This is a genomic window from Vibrio sp. 2017_1457_13, assembly GCF_030851525.1.
Taxonomy (GTDB): Bacteria; Pseudomonadota; Gammaproteobacteria; order Enterobacterales; family Vibrionaceae; genus Vibrio; species Vibrio metschnikovii.
On record NZ_VHTA01000006.1, the window covers coordinates 270690 to 289594 of the forward strand.

An 18905-nucleotide genomic window follows, 5' to 3' on the forward strand; every position below is an offset into this window, starting at 1 on the left:
CAACGCTTATTGTAGGGAACAGAGCCAAAATTATAGCGAAAACCACTACAATAAAAAGGGGCGCTTGTTGCAAAGCGCCCCTTATTTTATGGTTTGATGTTTTTGCGCAAGAAAGAGGCGGTTAACTCCTGTTCTCTTTCGCGTTTACAGGTGCTAGTTATTCTATTTGGCAAGGCAAACAAAATGCATAATATCCTTTAGGATCATTAAATTGATTTAATAAATTAGCATCTTGCAATAGTTGCTGAGTGGTTGGTTGTAACGCATTTGGAATGAGACCGGAAAGATTAACCCCTAGCTGAGCATGCGCTTCGCTAAACAGACCTTTGATAAAACGTTGTGCTGGAGTGAGTGGCTCTTGTATCCAATATAAGTTGTAGTGTTCTAATTGGGCGAGATTCGCCGCAATTTGCACCGCATCATCAAAGTCACCCAAGGTATCGACTAAACCTGCTTGTTGAGCGTCTTTTGCCGTCCAGACGTGGCCTTGAGCTATCTTATCGACCTCTTCTAGTGATAAGCCACGTTGTTCACTGACTAAAGAGATAAACCGTTGATAGCCGTTTTCGATGCCCATTTGAATAGCGTCTTTGACTTTTTCATTCAATCCAGTCGTTACCCCTACACCAGAGAATGGTGATGTACCAACACCATCAGTATAAATACCAAGATGGTTAAGCCCTTTTTCAAAGGTGGTAATGACACTAAAAATGCCGATTGAGCCGGTTAAGGTGGTTGGCTGAGCAACAATATGGTCAGCGCTCATCGAAATCCAATAACCACCAGAAGCCGCCAGACTGGACATTGATGCCACGACGGGTTTACCTGCGGCTTTAAGCGCTTCAATTTCGTTACGGATCACTTCTGAGGCAAACGCGCTGCCTCCAGGGCTATCAACACGTAATATCACCGCTTTGACTTGATCATTATTGCGCGCTTGGCGCAGTAAGCTGGCCACGGTATCCCCACCAACATTACCGCGTGATTGTTTACCATCCATGATCGCGCCACTGGCGACGACAACGGCGATCTCTTTTGCTTGAGGTCGAGTCCGTGGTTTCACTGTTGGACGATATTGATCGTAACTGATCGCATTGTAGCTGTCTTCGCCATGACGACCAAAGACTTCGGCCAATTGCGCGCGAACTTGTTGACGGGTTGCTAATTCATCCACTAAACCAATATTGAGCGATAGTTCGGCAAGATTTCCAGACGCCTGTTTCATGAGCGCTAAAAACTCGTCCATCGTCGGATTTAGGGTTTGAGCGTCAATATGGCGATTGGTCGCAACATCATCGATATAAGCGCCCCACAATTGACTCAACCATTGAGAGGCAGATTCACGAGCTTGTTCTGACATATCATCACGAATGAAAGGCTCAACGGCCGATTTGTAAGTACCGACTCGAAATACGTGCGTATTAACATTTAATTTGTCTAACAAACTTTTGTAGTAGAGGTTATAGCTACTGTAACCGCGAAGCAGCACAGCGCCATCGGGAGCAAGATAAATTTTGTCGGCGTAGCTGGCTAAATAGTATTGGCTTTGATTATAAAAATCACCCACGGCATAAACCGGTTTACCAGAAGCTTTAAATTCATTAATGGCTTTCGCAATATAACGCAGCTTAGTGAGATTGGTCTCTGGCATGTCACGCAACGCTAAGACTAAGCCAGTGATGTTGTCGTCGTTTTTAGCATGACGCAGTGTTTCAACAATCTCAAATAGGACATTTTCTCGAGGTATTTCTCGTCCCAAAAGCGAGTCTGTTAAAGAGTCCATTGGATTCAGGGAGGTACTTTGCTCGACAATCGGGCCTGAAAAATTGACGACTAAGGCAGACGGTTTTTTGACTACTGGAGCGGATGAGTCGGCACTTAGGTATAGAAAGTAGATAACGGCAATACTGAGTAGAAAGAAAAGGTTGGTTATGGCGAGACGAATAAACGTAATAACTTTCCAAATCCCTTTAAAAATCAGCCCAATAAGTCGAAATAGTGGTTTCATTGTATCTCCGATGCAACGCAGGACGGCGTGTCGATAATTATTCCTATCATCCTACGTGATCTCAGAAAGGCAAACAACTGCAAGATTGATCGGTGTTACAAAATTGTAAACACTTGTTTGATTTTTATTATTGGCAGGATTATTCTGGTCGGACCATAAAGATAACAAAAAGTGATGTCACCATGTACCCACACCTATTACAGCCTTTAGATTTAGGATTTACTCAACTGCGTAATCGCGTATTAATGGGATCAATGCATACTGGACTTGAAGAACATAAAGAAGGGCTAAGTAAGTTGGCTGCTTTTTATGAAGAGCGAGCGAAAGGTGGCGTTGGCTTAATCGTCACCGGCGGTTTTTCGCCAAACTTACGTGGTCGACTGCATCCATTTAGTGCTGAGTTTAGCAAGACTAAGCATGCCAAAGCGCACCAAGTGGTGACTGAAGCGGTGCATCGCCATGGTGGCAAGATTGCGCTGCAGCTACTGCATGCTGGACGGTATGCGATGCATCCGTTCGCACAGAGTGCCTCGGCGATTAAAGCGCCGATTGCGAAATTTACCCCAAGTGAAATGAGGGTTAGACAGATACGTAATACTATTCAAGCCTTTGCTCATAGTGCTGAGTTAGCTCAGTTAGCGGGTTACGATGGGGTTGAAATCATGGGATCTGAAGGCTACCTCATTAACCAGTTTATTTGTAAACGAACGAACGTTCGTTACGATGATTGGGGCGGTAGCTATGAAAATCGCATGCGTTTTCCTCTTGAAGTCGTACGTGCGATACGCGAAGCGGTCGGTAAAGAATTCATCATTATTTTCCGTCTATCGATGCTCGATTTGGTTGAAGAAGGCAGTACCTTTGAAGAGGTCTTACAGCTCGCTAAGGGATTAGAAAAAGCGGGAGTGACCATCATTAATACCGGAATTGGTTGGCATGAAGCGCGGATCCCGACTATTGCTACGCAAGTACCCCGTGCGGCGTTCAGTTGGGTGACGGAAAAAATCAAATCGCATCTTACGGTGCCTGTGGTGACATGTAACCGGATCAATACGCCCGAACAAGCCGAAAAAATTCTGGCTAGTGGCCAAGCCGATATGGTGTCAATGGCGCGTCCTTTCTTGGCTGACCCTGATTTTGTGCGTAAAGCTGAGCAAAATAAAGCGGCACTGATCAATACCTGTATTGGTTGTAACCAAGCCTGTTTAGATAATATTTTTCAGGCCAAGCGAGCCACTTGTATGGTAAACCCTCGCGCTTGTTATGAAACCGAAATTCGTATCCAACCGGCAACTCATAAGAAAAAAGTCGCAGTAGTTGGTGCAGGCCCCGCGGGCCTTGCTTGTGCAACGACATTGGCCGAGCGGGGACATGAGGTCGATCTCTTTGAGCGTAACGATAGGATTGGTGGGCAATTTAGGCTCGCGATGCAAATTCCAGGCAAAGAGGAGTTTCGCGAGACGATTCGTTATTTTGCCAATCGCATTGATGAAACAGGGGTGAAATTGCATTTAGATCGCAATGTAACCTTTGATATGCTCGCTGATTACGATGATATCGTGATGGCTTCGGGCGTTGAGCCTAGAAGCATTCAATTAGAGGGCATTGATCATCCTGAAAAAGTCATTGATTACCAAACCTTGATTCGCGAAAAGACACCTGTAGGTGAAAAAGTGGCGATTATTGGTGCTGGTGGTATTGGTATTGATGTAGCGACAATGATAACCGAGCCTACGGATCACGATTTAGATGACTGGTTACATGAGTGGGGAATTGATAAAGAGATTGCCCACCCTGGCGGGTTATACCCATACCCGGATGCGGTTAGTGATAAGCAAGTTTGGCTGTTGCAGCGCCGTAAAGGACGCGTGGGTAAAGGCCCTGGTAAAACGACAGGTTGGATTCACAAACGTACACTAGAGAAACGTGGTGTCAATATGTTAGGTGGTATTGGCTACGAGAAAATAGACGCACAGGGGCTACATATCACGCTGGATGGGCAACAAAAACTGTTAGACGCGGACACCGTTATTGTGTGCGCTGGGCAAGAGTCGGTTCGGCCTTTTGCCGAACAGTGGGCAAGCTTGGGTGAGAAACTGCATGTGATTGGCGGAGCCGATGTCGCTGGAGAGCTTGACGCGGTACGTGCGATTCGCCAAGGCGTTGAATTGGCAGTGAAATTGTAAGCGAACTGTCAATGACTTAAATATGAAAACATAAGGGGCTGATAAGGCCCCTTACTGTATCGATTGAAATCCAGCAGTGACTTAGGCTGGCGGATTATAAAATGACGGTTTTATTGCCATAAACAAACACGTGATCATTAATCACTTTGTTGATGGCTTTGCTGAGCACATTTTTCTCCACATCACGTCCCGCTTGGGCCATGTCTTGCGCACTGAAGGTATGATCAACCGGAATCACATCTTGTTTAATGATGGGCCCTTCATCAAGATCGTTGGTGACAAAGTGCGCGGTTGCACCAATGATTTTAACCCCACGCTCGTAAGCTTGTTGATAAGGTTTTGCGCCGATGAAAGCCGGTAAAAAACTATGGTGGATATTGATGATTTTATGATGAAATTTTTCGACAAAACCGGGCGTGAGTACCCGCATATATTTAGCTAACACAACAAAATCGACGTGATAAGGTTCAATCACTTCGAGAATTTTCTGTTCATGCTCTTGACGATTAAGTCCTTCATGAGAGACATAATGATAAGGAATATCAAATTTTTCAGTTAGGCCTTGTAGAGTATCGTAATTGCCGACCACGGCAGCGATGTCTACTTCTAAGCTACCATCGTAAGTCTTCATTAAAATATCGCCAAGGCAATGTGCCTCTTTGGTCACCATAATAATGATTCGTTTACGAGCAGAACCCATCAGTTTACGTTTGGTACCAGACGGTAGAGCTTGATCAAGATCAGCGAGAAATGTGGTGTCATTAAAATACCCTTCTAACTCGGTACGCATAAAAAAATGACCGCTGGTATTATCGACAAATTCATTGTTATGAATGATGTTAAGTTGATGTTTATAACAAATATTAGTGATTTTTGAGATCAATCCTGGGGCATCACTGCAATGCGTCAGGAGGGTTTTTTTTTCCATTGATAACTTCCGTGAGTATTTTTCTCGGTCTGTAAAATAAATCAAGGCTGCAAGAACGGTGATGCAGACCACACTGTAGCGACTATAATTAATCTATTATCAATAAGGATTCAACAACTATCACGGCTAGACACTAACGGCTTCCTCTTTCAGTCTTTTGCTGAGTACCATTTAAGGTGGTGTGTATGGACAAAGAACTACTTGCACGTAAATTATACGTAGAGCGTGTGCATGCTCTGATGGGAGACAATCCAGTTGATGAAGCGTTATTGGACGCGATGTGGGAAAGTAAAGCTTCCCCTGTGGATGCCGCAAAAGCCATGATGCCGACAGCCAGTAATGGTTACGACGCACCCCCTTGGTTAGCCCGTTATCTCAATCGCAAATAAAACGTTTTTCTAGTGACACGATCAGCGCGAAGCGGATTTCGATTCGCGCTGTCGCAACAAACCTGCCATAATCGCTGCATTCCTCATCGTCATTATTGCTGTCATGATCGCTAAAACCTTTTCTCAACATGGGGCTTTGGGCAAAGCCATTCCTGGTTTTCAAGGGCGTCAAGCTCAAGTTGATATGGCGTTAGCTGTTGCTAAAGCGATCGAGAATCAATCACAATTAGTAGTTGAAGCGGGCACGGGAACCGGTAAAACCTTTGCGTATTTAGTTCCTGCGTTATTGAGTGGCAAAAAGGTCATCATCAGTACGGGCTCGAAAAACTTACAAGAGCAACTATTTCATCGAGATTTACCTTTAATGGTCGAGGCTTTGGGCTTTTTTGGCCAAGTGGCGCTTCTGAAAGGGCGCGCTAACTACCTTTGCTTGGATAGGTTGAGCCGACAAATGGTTGAAAGCCATCACGCGCAAAGCGATCCAACGTTATTAACCCAATTAGTTAAAGTACGCAGTTGGTCATCATCGACCAAAAGCGGCGATCTCGGTGAATGTGATGAGTTGGCGGAAGATAGCATGATCATCCCGACCATTACTTCGACCAACGATAACTGCTTAGGCAAAGAGTGTTTAAGTTATCAAGATTGCTTTGTCTCAAAAGCGCGGCGTAAAGCAATGGAAGCGGATATCGTGGTCGTTAACCACCATCTTTTCTTAGCGGATCTTGCCATCAAAGAGACCGGATTTGGTGAGCTTATCCCTGACGCCGAGGTGTTTATTTTTGACGAGGCGCACCAGTTACCTGATATTGCAAGCCAATATTTTGGTCAATCGGTTTCAAGCCGACAGATTCAAGATTTAGCCAAAGATATTGAAATTGGTTATCGCACCGAAGCGAAGGATATGCGCCAATTGCAAAAAGTTGGCGATAAACTCCAGCAAACGGCGATGGATTTGCGCGTATTATTAGGGGATTCTGGTTTTCGCGGCAACTGGCGAGAGGCGCTGTCGGTGGCTAGCATTGCTCAGCAAGTGGAGCGATTGCAAGAGAGTTTAACTTTTGCTATCGACGTGTTAAAGCTTGCCCTTGGTCGAAGTCAGTTGCTTGATACCGCTTTTGAGCGCGCGAATACCTTAAAAGCACGTATTGTTCGGGTCTGTGATGTTTCTATTACTGGATACTCCTATTGGTTTGATACCACGCCGCGGCATTTTAGTTTACACATTACGCCATTATCGATCGCTGATAAGTTTCAAGAGCAAATTAATCTTAAATCCGGTGCGTGGATTTTTACTTCGGCAACGTTAGCCGTGAATGAAGATTTTGCACACTTCACCCATCGTTTAGGGCTAAAACCCAGTGAGCAATTTTCCTTACCCAGTCCTTTTGATTATCAGCAGCAAGCGAAACTGTGCGTCCCCCGTTACTTGCCAGAACCCAATAGCGCAGGGTTAGCGGATAAGTTGGTTGAAATGCTTGCCCCGGTGATTGAACAAAACCAAGGACGCTGCTTTTTTTTGTGTACCTCCCATACTATGATGCGCGAGTTGGGTGAGCGATTTCGTGAGCATTTGAGCCTTCCGGTACTGTTACAAGGGGAAACCAGTAAACAGAAAACCCTCGCACAATTTATGGAGCTTGGTAATGCGCTTTTAGTTGCCACAGGAGCTTTTTGGGAGGGGATTGATGTTAGAGGCGATACCCTAAGCTGTGTTATTATTGATAAACTACCGTTTACTTCCCCGGATGACCCGCTGTTAAAAGCGCGTATCGAGGATTGTCGTTTGCGCGGTGGCGATCCTTTTGCTCAGGTCCAATTACCTGACGCTGTCATTACTCTTAAACAAGGAGTAGGACGACTCATTCGAGATCAGAAAGACAAAGGCGTATTGATTATCTGTGATAATCGTTTAGTTACCCGTGATTATGGCGGCGTATTTTTAGCCAGTTTGCCTCCGATACCACGAACACGTGATTTGGCGGTGGTAAAAGACTTTCTGCTATCTCTTTCTGTAACAGACACTAATTAGAGACATTCATGAGTGCAACCATTCTTGCTTTAGATACCGCAACCGAGGCGTGCTCGGTTGCTTTGATGGTCGGAGATAAACTTTACTCACGCAGTGAAGTGGCACCTCGAGATCACACCAAAAAAATTCTGCCGATGGTCGATGAAGTACTTAAAGAAGCGGGCATCACATTGCACGAGTTAGATGCACTGGCGTTTGGTCGTGGCCCAGGGAGTTTCACCGGAGTGCGGATTGGCATCGGAATTGCACAAGGCTTAGCTTTTGGTGCTGATTTGCCGATGATTGGTATTTCGACCTTAGCTGCGATGGCTCAGGCTGCGTATCGAGAGCAGGGAGCCACTCACGTTGCTTGTGCGATTGATGCGCGAATGAGTGAGGTCTATTGGGGGCGCTTTGTCCGCCAAGCTGACGGCAGTTGGTCTGAGCTTGACGCTGAGTGTGTCATTGCTCCGTCCCTATTATTAGAACACATGGCTGCTCGATCTGAGGATGAACATTGCTGGACGATGGCAGGAACCGGTTGGCAAGCCTATACAGAGACACTCACTGCTTTGCCGCTGCGTACGGAACAAAGTGCGGTGTTGTATCCTCAAGCGCAAGATATGGTGGTATTGGCACAACAGGCATGGAAAAAAGGTCAGCATGTGCCTGTAGAGCAAGCCACACCGTGTTATTTAAGGGATACGGTGGCATGGAAAAAGCTACCAGGAAGAGAATAAACACTATTCTTTATTAGAATAACGTCAATTCGATGACTCAAGGAGAAGACGCGTTGCTTCTCCTGCCCGTGAAGGTAGATAAGGAGCATTATGGTCGCAATTAATGGTTCACTCAATGGTTTGCCGCCAGGACGCATTACCAATACTCAACGGGCGTCAAAAGCGAAGAAAAATCAAGTCTCTCAGTCTTCATCTTCGGCGGCTTCAACCAGCAAAGTCGCCGAGGCGGTTGCTCATTCAATACGCCAAATGGATTCGGCAGATATTCACCGCGCGCAACTGCACTATGATTTACCCGAAGGACGAGCGCGTAAGGCAATGGAAGAATATTTAGATATTATGAATCATGCTAAGAAAGAGGAACTTACACAAATGCTCGGTGTCGATCTGTATATCTAATTAAGGGGGCTTTCTATGTTATCCAACCGTTGGTTATTCTTACCTGCTTGTACTTTACTTAGCTTATTGACGGCGTGTTCGTCACTCCCCCCTACGCTAGCGACTGATAACGATGCGCTGATCACCGATTATCATCAGTGGCTGACTCAACCCAGCGATACCGTTAATGAGGTACGTTTAGGCGGTGTTATCGCTCAGGTAACAAATTTGGTCGATAGAACTCGTATTGAAGTGGTCAATTTACCGATAGATAAGGCCGGTAAGCCGCTATTAACGGATGAGCCCCAAGGTCGTTTTATTGGCTATATTGATGGTTTTGTCGACCCGATTGCTTATGGTCAAGGTCGACTAGTGACTTTTATTGGCACCACAGCTCAACCAGAAACGGGCACCGTAGGTGAGTTTGAGTATACGTTTCCAGTGATGAAGGTACGAGGCTCTCATTTATGGCGAGTGGAAGAGCGCGTCGTTATTGATGACATTACGCCTTATGTCTTCCCATGTCGGAGTTTCTATTGCCGTCACGTTGAGGACTTTCCACGTAGTGGCCGAGTGATCCAAGAAGTGAAGTGATGCTCCGCAGCGAAACTTTTACTATTGCTCATGGTGAAATTGCTGGGTTAACGGTAGGTGACGTACGGCAATCTGACTACAGTGTCCTTTTTTTACATGGCTGGTTAGACAATGCCGCCAGCTTTATTCGTGTTATTTCATTTCTCCAGCAGCTTGCTCCTGAAGGGCATTTTTGTGCCATTGATTTGCCTGGGCATGGTTTATCAAGCCATAAACCTGCGGCGAATTATTACTCCTTTCATGATTATATCGATGATGTTTATCAAGTGTTGCACAATCTTTCGCCAAACAGACTGGTGCTAGTAGGGCATTCGCTTGGTGCTTTAATCGCAAGTTGTTATAGTGCCGCCTTTCCTGAACAAGTCGCAGGATTAGTGCAAATTGAAGGTTTTTTACCCTTAGCGGAAGATCCGGTGGATAGTGTCCAACGATTACGTCAAGGGGTGTTGAGTCGGCAACGAGTGAGGCGCAAGCCCACCCGCTATTACTATAGCGTCGAGGAAGCGATTGAGCATCGTGCTCGGGTGAATCAACTGCCTGCTGAATTGATTGAACCGGTGGTGAGACGAGGTCTTCATCACGTGGGCACTCAGTGGCAGTGGCGTCATGATAATAAGTTATTGTGCGATTCATTGTATCGGCAAACTCCGCAACACGCTCAAGCGGTGATGAACAATATTGTCTGTCCACATCATGTTATTTTAGGAGATCAAGGGTTTGCTTCATTGCAAACGGATCTGACTGATTATATAGGACAGCCTAGTCAATCATCGATCGTCGCCGGTGGGCATCATTGCCATCTTCAACAACCTTTATTGGTCGCGGAACTAATTCTTGGCTTAGTTAACAAAATTTAAACAAGTGTTTGGGTCTTTCGTGCTCAAGCGCTCCGGCTGTGCTGTAATAGTGATCATTTTTATAACAAAGATAATCTTGATTATGCCAGCCAATTACGAGGAGTATTACTGTGGATAAACCTTGGCTCTCACGTTATCCCACTGACGTACCAGAAACGATTAATCCCGATCAATATTTATCATTGGTCGAAATGTTCGAACAATCTGTCCATAAATACGCTGACCAACCCGCATTCATGAATATGGGGTCGGTAATGACTTTTCGTAAGTTGGAAGAGCGCAGTCGAGCATTTGCCGCTTATTTACAAAATGAGCTAAAGCTTAAAAAGGGCGATAGAGTAGCGCTGATGATGCCAAATCTATTGCAATATCCCGTGGCTTTATTTGGGGTATTACGAGCGGGGATGATCGCGGTTAATGTCAACCCGTTATATACCCCGCGTGAATTAGAGCATCAATTAAATGATGCCGATGCTCGTGCGATCGTTATTGTCTCCAATTTTGCGAATACGCTAGAGCAAATAGTCGCGAACACTCAAGTTAAGCATGTCATCTTGACCAGTCTTGGGCAAATGTTACCTCGCGCCAAAGGGACCTTGGTTGATTTTGTGGTCAAGTATGTCAAAGGTATGGTTCCTAAATATGATTTACCGGGAGCCATATCAATGCGTAAAGCACTGCATAAGGGCCGTCGTTTACAATACGTTAAGCCTTTTATGTCCGGTGAAGACATTGCGTTTCTACAGTATACCGGTGGGACAACGGGGGTAGCGAAAGGCGCGATTTTGACTCATCGCAACATGGTCGCTAACGTATTGCAAGCCAAGGGCGCATATGGTCCGGTTTTACGTGAAGGACGTGAGTTAGTGGTAACGGCATTGCCGCTTTATCACGTGTTTGCACTCACGGTAAACTGTCTACTGTTTATCGAAATGGGAGGGCGTAATCTACTGATCACCAACCCACGTGATATCCCCGGCTTTATCAAAGAGCTACAAAAATACCCATTCACGGCGATCACTGGTGTCAACACGCTGTTTAATGCGTTGGTCAATAATGAAGATTTTCATGAACTGGATTTTAGTCATCTCCAATTATCGGTTGGCGGTGGTATGGCCGTACAACGCGCAGTGGCTGAAAAATGGAAAAAGATCACCGGTATCCATTTACTCGAAGGTTATGGTTTAACGGAATGTTCACCTTTGGTCACTGGTAACCCTTATGACTTGTCTGATTACTCTGGCGCGATTGGTTTACCCGTGCCTTCGACTGAAGTTCGTATGGTTGATGATGAAGGGAACGTCGTTGCCAATGATCAAACCGGCGAACTTCAAGTGCGTGGCCCACAGGTGATGCATGGCTATTGGCAGCGACCTGAAGCCACCAAAGAAGTGATTAATGAAGATGGCTGGTTGTCGACAGGGGATATTGTGCGCTTTGATGAAGAGGGTATGATCTACATCGTTGACCGTAAAAAAGACATGATTCTTGTGTCTGGATTTAACGTCTACCCGAATGAAATAGAAGATGTTGTTGCACTACATGGTAAAGTGCTAGAGGTGGCGGCGATTGGTCAAGCGCATGAAGTCTCTGGTGAAGTCGTTAAAATTTATGTGGTTAAACGCGACCCAAGTTTAACGAAAGAAGAAATTATTACTCACTGTCGTAAGCATTTGACGGGTTATAAAATTCCTAAACTGATTGAGTTCAGAGAAGAGCTGCCTAAGACTAACGTCGGTAAGATTTTACGTCGCGTACTACGCGAAGAAAACGATGCGCAATTGGCAGAAAAGTCGAAATGTGCTTAAGTGCGCAATAGCGTTTTAATGTTACAATGCCGACCATTCTCGTCGGCATTTTTTTATCTTAGCGCCCCCAAATCAACACAGGCAGAGTGAGCCATTTGTGAATTATACAATCATTAATCAACAGCATGAATTACAGCGAGTGTGCGCACTTGCCCGTCAAGCAGACGTTGTCATGCTCGACACTGAATTCGTTCGTACTCGGACTTTCTTTCCGCAATTAGGCTTGATCCAATTATTTGATGGGGAGACGCTGTCGCTGATCGACCCGTTGGCAATGGAGGATATGACGCCATTTATTGAGCTGCTGCAAGATGTTTCCGTTTTAAAAGTCTTGCATGCCTGCGGAGAAGATCTGGAAGTGTTCCACAACAGCTTGGGTTGTGTACCATTTCCGATGGTGGATACTCAATTGATGGCGGCCTTTATTGGTTATGGCTTATCAACTGGCTTTGCTGCTTTGGCGAATGATTTACTCAATGTTGAGCTAGATAAAAGCGAGTCTCGTACCGATTGGCTTGCGCGGCCTTTGTCTGAGAAACAACTAGAGTATGCCGCCGCGGATGTTTTTTATTTACTGCCGATGTATGAACAGCTACTCGATAAAGTCACGCAAGCTGGCTGGTGGGATGCTGTTTTACAAGAGTCACAACTGCAAGTTGAAAAACGGACTCGAGTGTTTGATGCACAATTCGCTTACCTTGAGATCAAAGGTGCTTGGCAATTAAAGCCTAAAGAGTTAGCCATTTTAAAACCGCTTGCCACTTGGCGTTATCAACAGGCGGTTAAACGTGATTTAGCTTTGAACTTTGTGATCCGTGAACATGATTTACTAACTATTGCCCGTTTAGCGCTGAGTTCGCCAAAGCGAATGGAAGAAGAGGGGATTGACCCGCATGTGATTCGTCGTCACAGTGATGCGATAGCAACGATCGTTAAACAAGCGAAACAGACGCCTGTAGAGAATTACCCTGCGGCGATCGTGCCGTTAATGGATTACCCTGGCTATAAGCAGCTATTCAAAAAACTCAAAGATGAAGTCAAAGTGGTATCGCAAACTTCGGGTTTAGCCAGTGAGTTTTTGGCATCAAAAAAGCAGTTAAATCAGTTAGTGAGCTGGGTTTGGAACCAGCAGCGTGAACCGGATCACCTGCCAGACTTAATGCAAAATTGGCGTTTACCTTTACTCGGTGAGCGACTCAATAAGTTGATCGGATAACGTTTATCAGCCACTAAGTGGCAGTCGACAGTAGTCATCCCAACCTTTGCTCTGTTGGGATGGCCTATCTATAAAGCGGTGTCAGTATTGATGCGCTGGCTTACTTCTCTTCATCAGGGAGTTTTACGTTTAACTCCAAGACAGAAATGTCGTCATCTTTATGTTCAAAAGAAAGCTCAACCATCGATGGATCAATCGCAACGTATTTAGCAATCACTTTCAGAATGTCTTCTTTCAATTGTGGTAAATAGGTTGGCGCAGGATCGCTTTGGCTACGGCGCTCGGCAACAATAATTTGTAAGCGCTCTTTAGCCAAACTGGCCGAGTTTTTTTTCTGTGGGCGGAAAAACTCAAGTAAAGACATACTAATTTAGCCTCCAAAAAGTCGTTTAAAGATGCCTTTTTTCGGCTCAGTAAGAAAACGAAACTCTACTTGCTGGCCAAGCAGTCTTTCAACGGTATCATCGTAGGCTTGGCCGGCATCTGATTGTTCATCAAAAATCACTGGTACGCCTTTGTTTGAGGCGTTCAATACGGCTTGACTCTCAGGGATAACTCCTAGCAGTGGAATATGCAAAATTTCTTCAACGTCTTCAACACTGAGCATCTCGCCTTGGTTAACCCGTGTTGGATTATAACGAGTTAACAGTAAATGCTGTTTAACTGGCGGAAGGCCTTGTTCGGCGCGCAGTGATTTTGAATCTAAAATACCGAGGATACGGTCTGAGTCACGCACAGAAGAGACTTCAGGGTTGGTGGTGACAATCGCTTCATCCGCATAATAGAGCGCCATTAGCGCCCCTTGCTCAATGCCTGCTGGAGAGTCACAAATAATAAATTCAAACTCCATCTCATTTAGTTCATTGAGAATACGCTGTACCCCTTCTTTGGTCAGGGCATCTTTATCTCGCGTTTGTGAAGCCGGTAAAATAAATAAGTTTTCATTGCGTTTATCTTTGATTAGCGCTTGATTCAGTGTCGCTTCCCCATTGAGGACGTTGACAAAGTCATACACTACCCGTCGTTCACAACCCATAATTAAGTCGAGATTACGTAACCCGATGTCAAAATCAATCACCGCGGTTTTTTTACCTTTCAACGCCAGCCCTGAGGCAATGGCTGCGCTGGAGGTGGTTTTACCCACTCCGCCTTTTCCTGACGTTACAACAATAATGCGTGCCATTTAATTAATTTCCTTTCGAATCTAAATTGTCAATTTTTCAAAATGCAGTGATTCATCGTTTAAGCTTAGCATCACTTTATTTTGCCAAAACTGACTGTCAATTTGATCGCTTAGCCAGTAATTTCCTGCAATAGACACCAGCTCGGCTTGTAAATCATTACAAATTATTTTTGCTTCTCTTTGACCACTCGCCCCAGCAATGGCTCGCCCACGTAATGTACCATGAATATGGATTGAACCATCGGCGATGACTTCTGCGCCTGGGCTTACATGACTAAGAATCACTAAGTCGCCATCTTTGGCATAAACTTGCTGGCCAGAGCGGACTGGCGTATGAATCACTTTTGTCGGGGCCATCGCTGCCGGAGCGTTCGCCGGCGTATTGCTGGCTGTCATGACGGCAAAGCCAGCTTCGAATGCTTGACGTTGACAACGTTTATCTTTACAGCCAGTAATGCCAACCGGGACAAAACCCGCTTCACGAATGCCCTGTTTCAGAGCATGAAAATCCAGTTCACCACCGACTTTATTAATATTAAGTACAATTGGTGCATTAGCAAAAAAAGCGGGGGCTTGATCGGCTTTTTGTTTGAGAAAATCGATCGCATTGGCAACATGATGATCTGCAAGGTGCAATACAGACAAAGTGAAGCTGCTGCCTTTTAGGTCAGGTGTATGAGACATGATAACGTTGACCTCAATAAACGTTGGTAACGCTGGTTATATACCCAAATCAGCTCACAACACTCGAAAAAGAGCAGCATACTTATTTTGAGGTTACTTGGGTATAGAATAATTAGCGTTGTCGAAGACGATGGCTGTCATGTTATATTCAGCGCTCAGTGACAGCAAGTTATCTTGCGGTCAAATGCGTGATTTACTCGCAATTTTCACTGTGGTTATTCAAAATATATCCAAGTCATTTGGGTGTATACTCTCTCTGGCTGCACATAACGCAGATAACACAATACAAAAGGGTTGGCATGCTTTGTTCTATTTATAAAAGTTCGAAAAAAGAAGGAACTTATCTGTATCTTCCGAAAAGAGATGACTTTTCACAAGTTCCTGACACTTTGCTCGAGACCTTTGGTAAACCTATCTTTGTCATGTTAGTCAACTTGACCAATCGTCAACTAGCTCGAGTGGATGTGGATAAGGTAAAAACAGCGTTGCAAGTAACGGGATTCTTTTTACAGCTTCCCCCGCCAACAGAAAATTTATTGGATATACATAAACAGCAGAAAGCACAAAGTAGACAAGCCACTGCTGATTAGGATCGCTTGAGGAGGGCATCTTGAGAAAATTACTGTCAGTTATTTTAGGGTTAACGCTATCGGCTCCTTTGCTGGCCAATACGGTGAGTTTTGAGCAATATCTTGAAGGGTTAAAGCAACAGGCGCGTCAAGAAGGCATTTCTGAGCAAATATTGGCAGAAGCGTTTGCTAATGTGGAGTATCGTCCTCGAGCGGTCACCGCAGATCGTAATCAACCGGAAAGACGTTTAACTTTAGATGAATACATCCCTCGTGCGGTACCGGACTGGAAAGTCAAACAAGCTCAAGCATTGTATGAAAAACACTATGATGAGTTACAGCGTATTGGTAAGCAGTATGGTGTTCAGCCGCGTTTTATCGTTGCGCTTTGGGGTGTCGAAAGTAACTTCGGTAGCTTTACTGGCAATTTCCCAGTTATCGATGCTTTATCAACGATGGCTTATGATGGTCGACGCGAAGAGTTTTTCCGTAAGGAAACCATGGCTGCCTTACAAATTTTGCAACAGGGGCATATTACGGTTGATGAAATGAAAGGCTCATGGGCTGGGGCGATGGGACAATGTCAGTTTATGCCGAGCTCCTTTTTAGCGTTTGCCGCAGACGGTGATGGTGACGGTAAAAAAGATATTTGGGGCACCAAGGCGGATGTTTTCGCGTCAACGGCTAATTATCTAAGTAAATCCGGTTGGGATGATCGTTATACTTGGGGGCGTCAGGTAAAAATTCCGGCTAATTTTGATAAAGCTTTGGAAGGCCGTCAGGCTGAAAAAGGCAAGTTACTGCGCGAGTGGAGTGAGCTTGGTATCACTCGTTATGATGGTCAACCATTGCCACAGTTGAAAGAAGACATCAAAGCTTGGCTTATTATGCCAGATGATGAAAGTGGGCGGATTTACTTGGTGTATAACAATTATAATGTGCTGATGAAATGGAACCGCTCGCACTACTTTGCGGTTGCGGTCAGCCATTTAGCCGATAGGATCAAATTTTAACCATGAGTGACCAAAGTGGTTAGTCTCCTCGGTAAGGGCTGTTTTGTGACAGCCCTTTTTTATTCTCGTACCTTGGTGATTGATGAAATTGATAAAAAGTGGATTGTCGCTTTTAGCCGATCAATTGTTCTTCAATTGCGTTGCGTAACTTGACGCGATCATGCCGCCAATCACGATTGGGAGAAGCGAGATCGCGTGTGACACAATTCCATTGATGATTGAGCTCTGGATGCTCAATGGCGCCAATCACTACATCAATATGGCGAGCGGCACAGGCGCGCTCACACCATTCTAATTTCTGCTGCAAACTCATGCGCCCCGCTGGGCCATATTCTGGGGAAAGGTTCTCAACAAAAATCAATTTGGCGCGGGTATTCTCTGCGATCGCTTGGCCGATTTCAGGTAATAATAGCGGTGGCATGATACTGGTGAGAAAACTGCCCGGACCGAGAATGATCGCATCCGCTTGAGAGATAGCCTGGACGCCTTCCTTAGTGGCGGGGACTTCTGGATCAAGATCCAGCCTCAGTAGATCTTGGGCCATTTCATCAACACTGGTTTCCCCTGTGACCCATTTTCCCTCTACCGATAGGGCGGTTAAGTCAGCTGGATGTTCTGACATCGGCACAATATTGACGTCGACTTTGAGCATGTTGCGGATCAAGTTAATCGCTTCTAGCGGGCGTACCGATAGATGGTCTAACGCGGTTAACATTAAATTGCCAAGATTATGTCCGTTCAGTTCACCAGCGCCTTTGAAACGGTACTCAAACATCATCGAGCTTATCGAAGGTTCTGTGATTAATTGATTAATGCAGTTGCGTGTATCTCCCCAAGCGATACCTCCTTGGCAGTGACGAATACGCCCGGTCGATCCGCCGTTATCTGTAGTGGTGACAATACCTGTTGCATTGGAACCAAAGACTTTTAATGCAGCCAGTATTCTGCCTAATCCGTGGCCGCCGCCAATCGCAACCACTTTTTTATCATCATAGAGGGACATGTTATCATTCGAGTTGTTCTTTGATGGCCTACAATTTAGAGCAATGCTCAAGCGGATGGTACTCATTTTGCGGCAATTTATGCATCAAAACCGTTTTTTTTCAGTAGAAGCTGGAAACACACACAATATTTAAGTATTTTATCCGTTCGCTGCAACCGATAAGCGTCGAGAGTGTCGTTTATCGTTGCCATAACTCCGAGCTTACGTGTACTAAGTCTTTTTCGTTCGACATCTTTGAAGATAAGTCATTTAAGCCAGTGGCATTGAGCCACAAGGGCAAAGTGGGAAACCTTTTTGCCTCCCGTATTTGGAAAGGTGTTCCGTGGCGCAACCATTCGAAGATAAATTCCAGCGTAAATTTTACTATTTACGTCTGTCTGTAACTGATGTCTGCAATTTTAAGTGTACCTACTGCTTACCCGATGGTTATCGACCCTCGGGAACCAAAAACTCCGCCTTTTTAACTTTGCCGGAGATTCAGCGCGTAGTGAAGGCGTTTGCTTATTGTGGTACCTCTAAAGTGAGGATTACCGGAGGCGAGCCGAGTTTACGTAAAGATTTCACCGAGATTATTCAGACGGTCGCTGGTCAGCATGGGGTAGAGAAAGTCGCTACAACCACCAATGGTTACCGGATGGCTAATCAAGTCATGGCTTGGAAGCAGGCAGGACTGACCGATATCAATGTGAGTGTCGATAGTTTAGACCCGAGAATGTTTCAGCAGATCACCGGGGAAAACCGTTTTTATCAAGTTATGCAGGGAATCGAACGGGCTTTTGAGGTTGGCTTTACGCAAGTCAAAGTCAATGTGGTGCTGATGAAAGATCTTAATGCGCACACCATGCCTCAATTTCTGGCGTGGATTCAGCATCGGCCGATCCAACTGCGTTTTATTGAACTGATGCAGACAGGGGAGATGGATGATTTATTTGCTCGTCATCATCTTTCCGGCGTCACCCTGCGTAATCAACTGATTGCCGATGGTTGGTTACTGAAAGCGCGAGCGCATCATGATGGACCTGCTCAGGTTTATTGGCATCCTGATTATCAAGGTGAAGTAGGCTTGATCATGCCTTACGAGAAAGACTTTTGTCATAGTTGCAATCGACTACGCATCTCTGCGTTAGGTAAGCTACATCTTTGTTTGTTTGGTGAGCAAGGTCTTTCATTGCGTGATCTATTACAAGAAGATAGCCAGCAATCAGCGTTAATTGAACGTATTCAAACCCAGTTACAACATAAGTCTGTTAGTCATTTTTTACATGATGGTAATACAGGTATAACTCCCCATTTGGCATCCATTGGTGGCTAGACTTTTGGGGACAGATAATGAAAAAG

At 45.1% G+C, this 18905-nt stretch carries 18 protein-coding genes and 1 riboswitch; of the genes, 12 read left to right on the top strand and 6 right to left on the bottom strand.

What is annotated here, in order from left to right; all coding sequences use genetic code 11:
- Nucleotides 1–157 precede the first annotated feature (157 nt).
- Entirely contained in the window at nt 158–2008 is a 1851-nt protein-coding gene (gene sppA / locus FKN88_RS10600; protein ID WP_306687496.1) for a signal peptide peptidase SppA, read from the bottom strand.
- 182 nt (nt 2009–2190) lie between these two features.
- Here sppA and FKN88_RS10605 point away from each other — a divergent pair, with 182 nt between their 5' ends.
- Complete coding sequence (locus FKN88_RS10605; protein WP_154170566.1) at nt 2191–4194, top strand: NADPH-dependent 2,4-dienoyl-CoA reductase; 2004 nt, start codon at nt 2191–2193, stop codon at nt 4192–4194.
- Between the two features lie 94 nt (nt 4195–4288).
- Here the strand turns inward: FKN88_RS10605 and purU are convergent, their stop codons facing one another.
- Nucleotides 4289–5122, bottom strand: coding sequence for a formyltetrahydrofolate deformylase (purU, locus tag FKN88_RS10610; protein WP_115152654.1), 834 nt, complete (start codon nt 5120–5122; stop codon nt 4289–4291).
- Between the two features lie 185 nt (nt 5123–5307).
- Between purU and FKN88_RS10615 the strand changes: the two genes are divergently transcribed.
- The 8 genes from FKN88_RS10615 to rnd all read left to right on the top strand — a co-directional run bounded on the left by FKN88_RS10615 (nt 5308) and on the right by rnd (nt 13115).
- On the top strand, nt 5308–5511 hold the full coding sequence (locus tag FKN88_RS10615) for a hypothetical protein (RefSeq protein ID WP_154170568.1): 204 nt from the start codon (nt 5308–5310) through the stop codon (nt 5509–5511).
- Between the two features lie 103 nt (nt 5512–5614).
- Nucleotides 5615–7543, top strand: a complete 1929-nt coding sequence (locus FKN88_RS10620; protein WP_154170570.1) for an ATP-dependent DNA helicase — start codon at nt 5615–5617, stop codon at nt 7541–7543.
- Nucleotides 7544–7551: 8 nt separating this feature from the next.
- The gene (tsaB, locus tag FKN88_RS10625; protein WP_154170572.1) at nt 7552–8262 is read left to right on the top strand and encodes a tRNA (adenosine(37)-N6)-threonylcarbamoyltransferase complex dimerization subunit type 1 TsaB; all 711 of its coding nucleotides are present in this window, start codon (nt 7552–7554) and stop codon (nt 8260–8262) included.
- A 90-nt stretch (nt 8263–8352) separates the two neighbouring features.
- On the top strand, nt 8353–8661 hold the full coding sequence (locus FKN88_RS10630) for a chromosome partitioning protein ParA (RefSeq protein ID WP_154170574.1): 309 nt from the start codon (nt 8353–8355) through the stop codon (nt 8659–8661).
- 15 nt (nt 8662–8676) lie between these two features.
- Nucleotides 8677–9234 carry a Slp family lipoprotein gene (locus FKN88_RS10635; protein ID WP_158138727.1) on the top strand — a complete coding sequence of 186 codons (558 nt, stop codon included), beginning with the start codon at nt 8677–8679 and terminating at the stop codon, nt 9232–9234.
- Nucleotides 9234–10091: an alpha/beta fold hydrolase gene (locus FKN88_RS10640; RefSeq protein WP_154170576.1), complete on the top strand. Its 858-nt coding sequence runs from the start codon at nt 9234–9236 to the stop codon at nt 10089–10091. Before FKN88_RS10635 ends, FKN88_RS10640 begins: the two co-directional genes overlap by 1 nt.
- 110 nt (nt 10092–10201) lie before the next feature.
- Entirely contained in the window at nt 10202–11899 is a 1698-nt protein-coding gene (fadD, locus tag FKN88_RS10645; protein ID WP_154170578.1) for a long-chain-fatty-acid--CoA ligase FadD, read from the top strand.
- A gap of 97 nt (nt 11900–11996) precedes the next feature.
- A complete protein-coding gene (rnd, locus tag FKN88_RS10650) occupies nt 11997–13115 on the top strand; it encodes a ribonuclease D (protein ID WP_154170580.1) in 1119 nt (372 codons plus the stop codon).
- A 100-nt stretch (nt 13116–13215) separates the two neighbouring features.
- On the opposite strand, the gene minE is transcribed toward rnd, so the two are convergent.
- Genes minE through minC form a run of 3 tightly spaced genes read right to left on the bottom strand, consistent with a single transcriptional unit; the run spans nt 13216 to nt 14982 of the window.
- The gene (gene minE, locus FKN88_RS10655; protein ID WP_004394871.1) at nt 13216–13479 is read right to left on the bottom strand and encodes a cell division topological specificity factor MinE; all 264 of its coding nucleotides are present in this window, start codon (nt 13477–13479) and stop codon (nt 13216–13218) included.
- A gap of 6 nt (nt 13480–13485) precedes the next feature.
- Nucleotides 13486–14298 carry a septum site-determining protein MinD gene (minD, locus tag FKN88_RS10660; protein ID WP_004394872.1) on the bottom strand — a complete coding sequence of 271 codons (813 nt, stop codon included), beginning with the start codon at nt 14296–14298 and terminating at the stop codon, nt 13486–13488.
- Between the two features lie 21 nt (nt 14299–14319).
- A complete protein-coding gene (minC, locus tag FKN88_RS10665; protein ID WP_154170582.1) occupies nt 14320–14982 on the bottom strand; it encodes a septum site-determining protein MinC in 663 nt (220 codons plus the stop codon).
- 299 nt (nt 14983–15281) lie between these two features.
- On the opposite strand from minC, the gene FKN88_RS10670 reads away from it, so the two are divergent.
- A complete protein-coding gene (locus FKN88_RS10670) occupies nt 15282–15572 on the top strand; it encodes a YcgL domain-containing protein (RefSeq protein WP_040904181.1) in 291 nt (96 codons plus the stop codon).
- A 20-nt stretch (nt 15573–15592) separates the two neighbouring features.
- Nucleotides 15593–16564: a lytic transglycosylase domain-containing protein gene (locus FKN88_RS10675; protein WP_040904182.1), complete on the top strand. Its 972-nt coding sequence runs from the start codon at nt 15593–15595 to the stop codon at nt 16562–16564.
- A 112-nt stretch (nt 16565–16676) separates the two neighbouring features.
- On the opposite strand, the gene FKN88_RS10680 is transcribed toward FKN88_RS10675, so the two are convergent.
- A complete protein-coding gene (locus tag FKN88_RS10680) occupies nt 16677–17567 on the bottom strand; it encodes a YvcK family protein (RefSeq protein WP_154170584.1) in 891 nt (296 codons plus the stop codon).
- A 180-nt stretch (nt 17568–17747) separates the two neighbouring features.
- Nucleotides 17748–17901: riboswitch (molybdenum cofactor riboswitch) on the top strand.
- On the opposite strand from FKN88_RS10680, the gene moaA reads away from it, so the two are divergent.
- On the top strand, nt 17890–18879 hold the full coding sequence (moaA, locus tag FKN88_RS10685) for a GTP 3',8-cyclase MoaA (protein WP_217517074.1): 990 nt from the start codon (nt 17890–17892) through the stop codon (nt 18877–18879). It overlaps the preceding riboswitch by 12 nt.
- Nucleotides 18880–18905 lie beyond the last annotated feature (26 nt).

Excerpts from the sequence above, each read along its gene's own strand:
- sppA (WP_306687496.1), bottom strand. The coding sequence starts at position 2,008 with ATGAAACCACTATTTCGACTTATTGGGCTGATTTTTAAAGGGATTTGG.
- FKN88_RS10605 (WP_154170566.1), top strand. The coding sequence starts at position 2,191 with ATGTACCCACACCTATTACAGCCTTTAGATTTAGGATTTACTCAACTG.
- purU (WP_115152654.1), bottom strand. The coding sequence starts at position 5,122 with ATGGAAAAAAAAACCCTCCTGACGCATTGCAGTGATGCCCCAGGATTG.
- FKN88_RS10615 (WP_154170568.1), top strand. The coding sequence starts at position 5,308 with ATGGACAAAGAACTACTTGCACGTAAATTATACGTAGAGCGTGTGCAT.
- FKN88_RS10620 (WP_154170570.1), top strand. The coding sequence starts at position 5,615 with ATGATCGCTAAAACCTTTTCTCAACATGGGGCTTTGGGCAAAGCCATT.
- tsaB (WP_154170572.1), top strand. The coding sequence starts at position 7,552 with ATGAGTGCAACCATTCTTGCTTTAGATACCGCAACCGAGGCGTGCTCG.
- FKN88_RS10630 (WP_154170574.1), top strand. The coding sequence starts at position 8,353 with ATGGTCGCAATTAATGGTTCACTCAATGGTTTGCCGCCAGGACGCATT.
- FKN88_RS10635 (WP_158138727.1), top strand. The coding sequence starts at position 8,677 with ATGTTATCCAACCGTTGGTTATTCTTACCTGCTTGTACTTTACTTAGC.
- FKN88_RS10640 (WP_154170576.1), top strand. The coding sequence starts at position 9,234 with ATGCTCCGCAGCGAAACTTTTACTATTGCTCATGGTGAAATTGCTGGG.
- minE (WP_004394871.1), bottom strand. The coding sequence starts at position 13,479 with ATGTCTTTACTTGAGTTTTTCCGCCCACAGAAAAAAAACTCGGCCAGT.
- minD (WP_004394872.1), bottom strand. The coding sequence starts at position 14,298 with ATGGCACGCATTATTGTTGTAACGTCAGGAAAAGGCGGAGTGGGTAAA.
- minC (WP_154170582.1), bottom strand. The coding sequence starts at position 14,982 with ATGTCTCATACACCTGACCTAAAAGGCAGCAGCTTCACTTTGTCTGTA.
- FKN88_RS10670 (WP_040904181.1), top strand. The coding sequence starts at position 15,282 with ATGCTTTGTTCTATTTATAAAAGTTCGAAAAAAGAAGGAACTTATCTG.
- FKN88_RS10680 (WP_154170584.1), bottom strand. The coding sequence starts at position 17,567 with ATGTCCCTCTATGATGATAAAAAAGTGGTTGCGATTGGCGGCGGCCAC.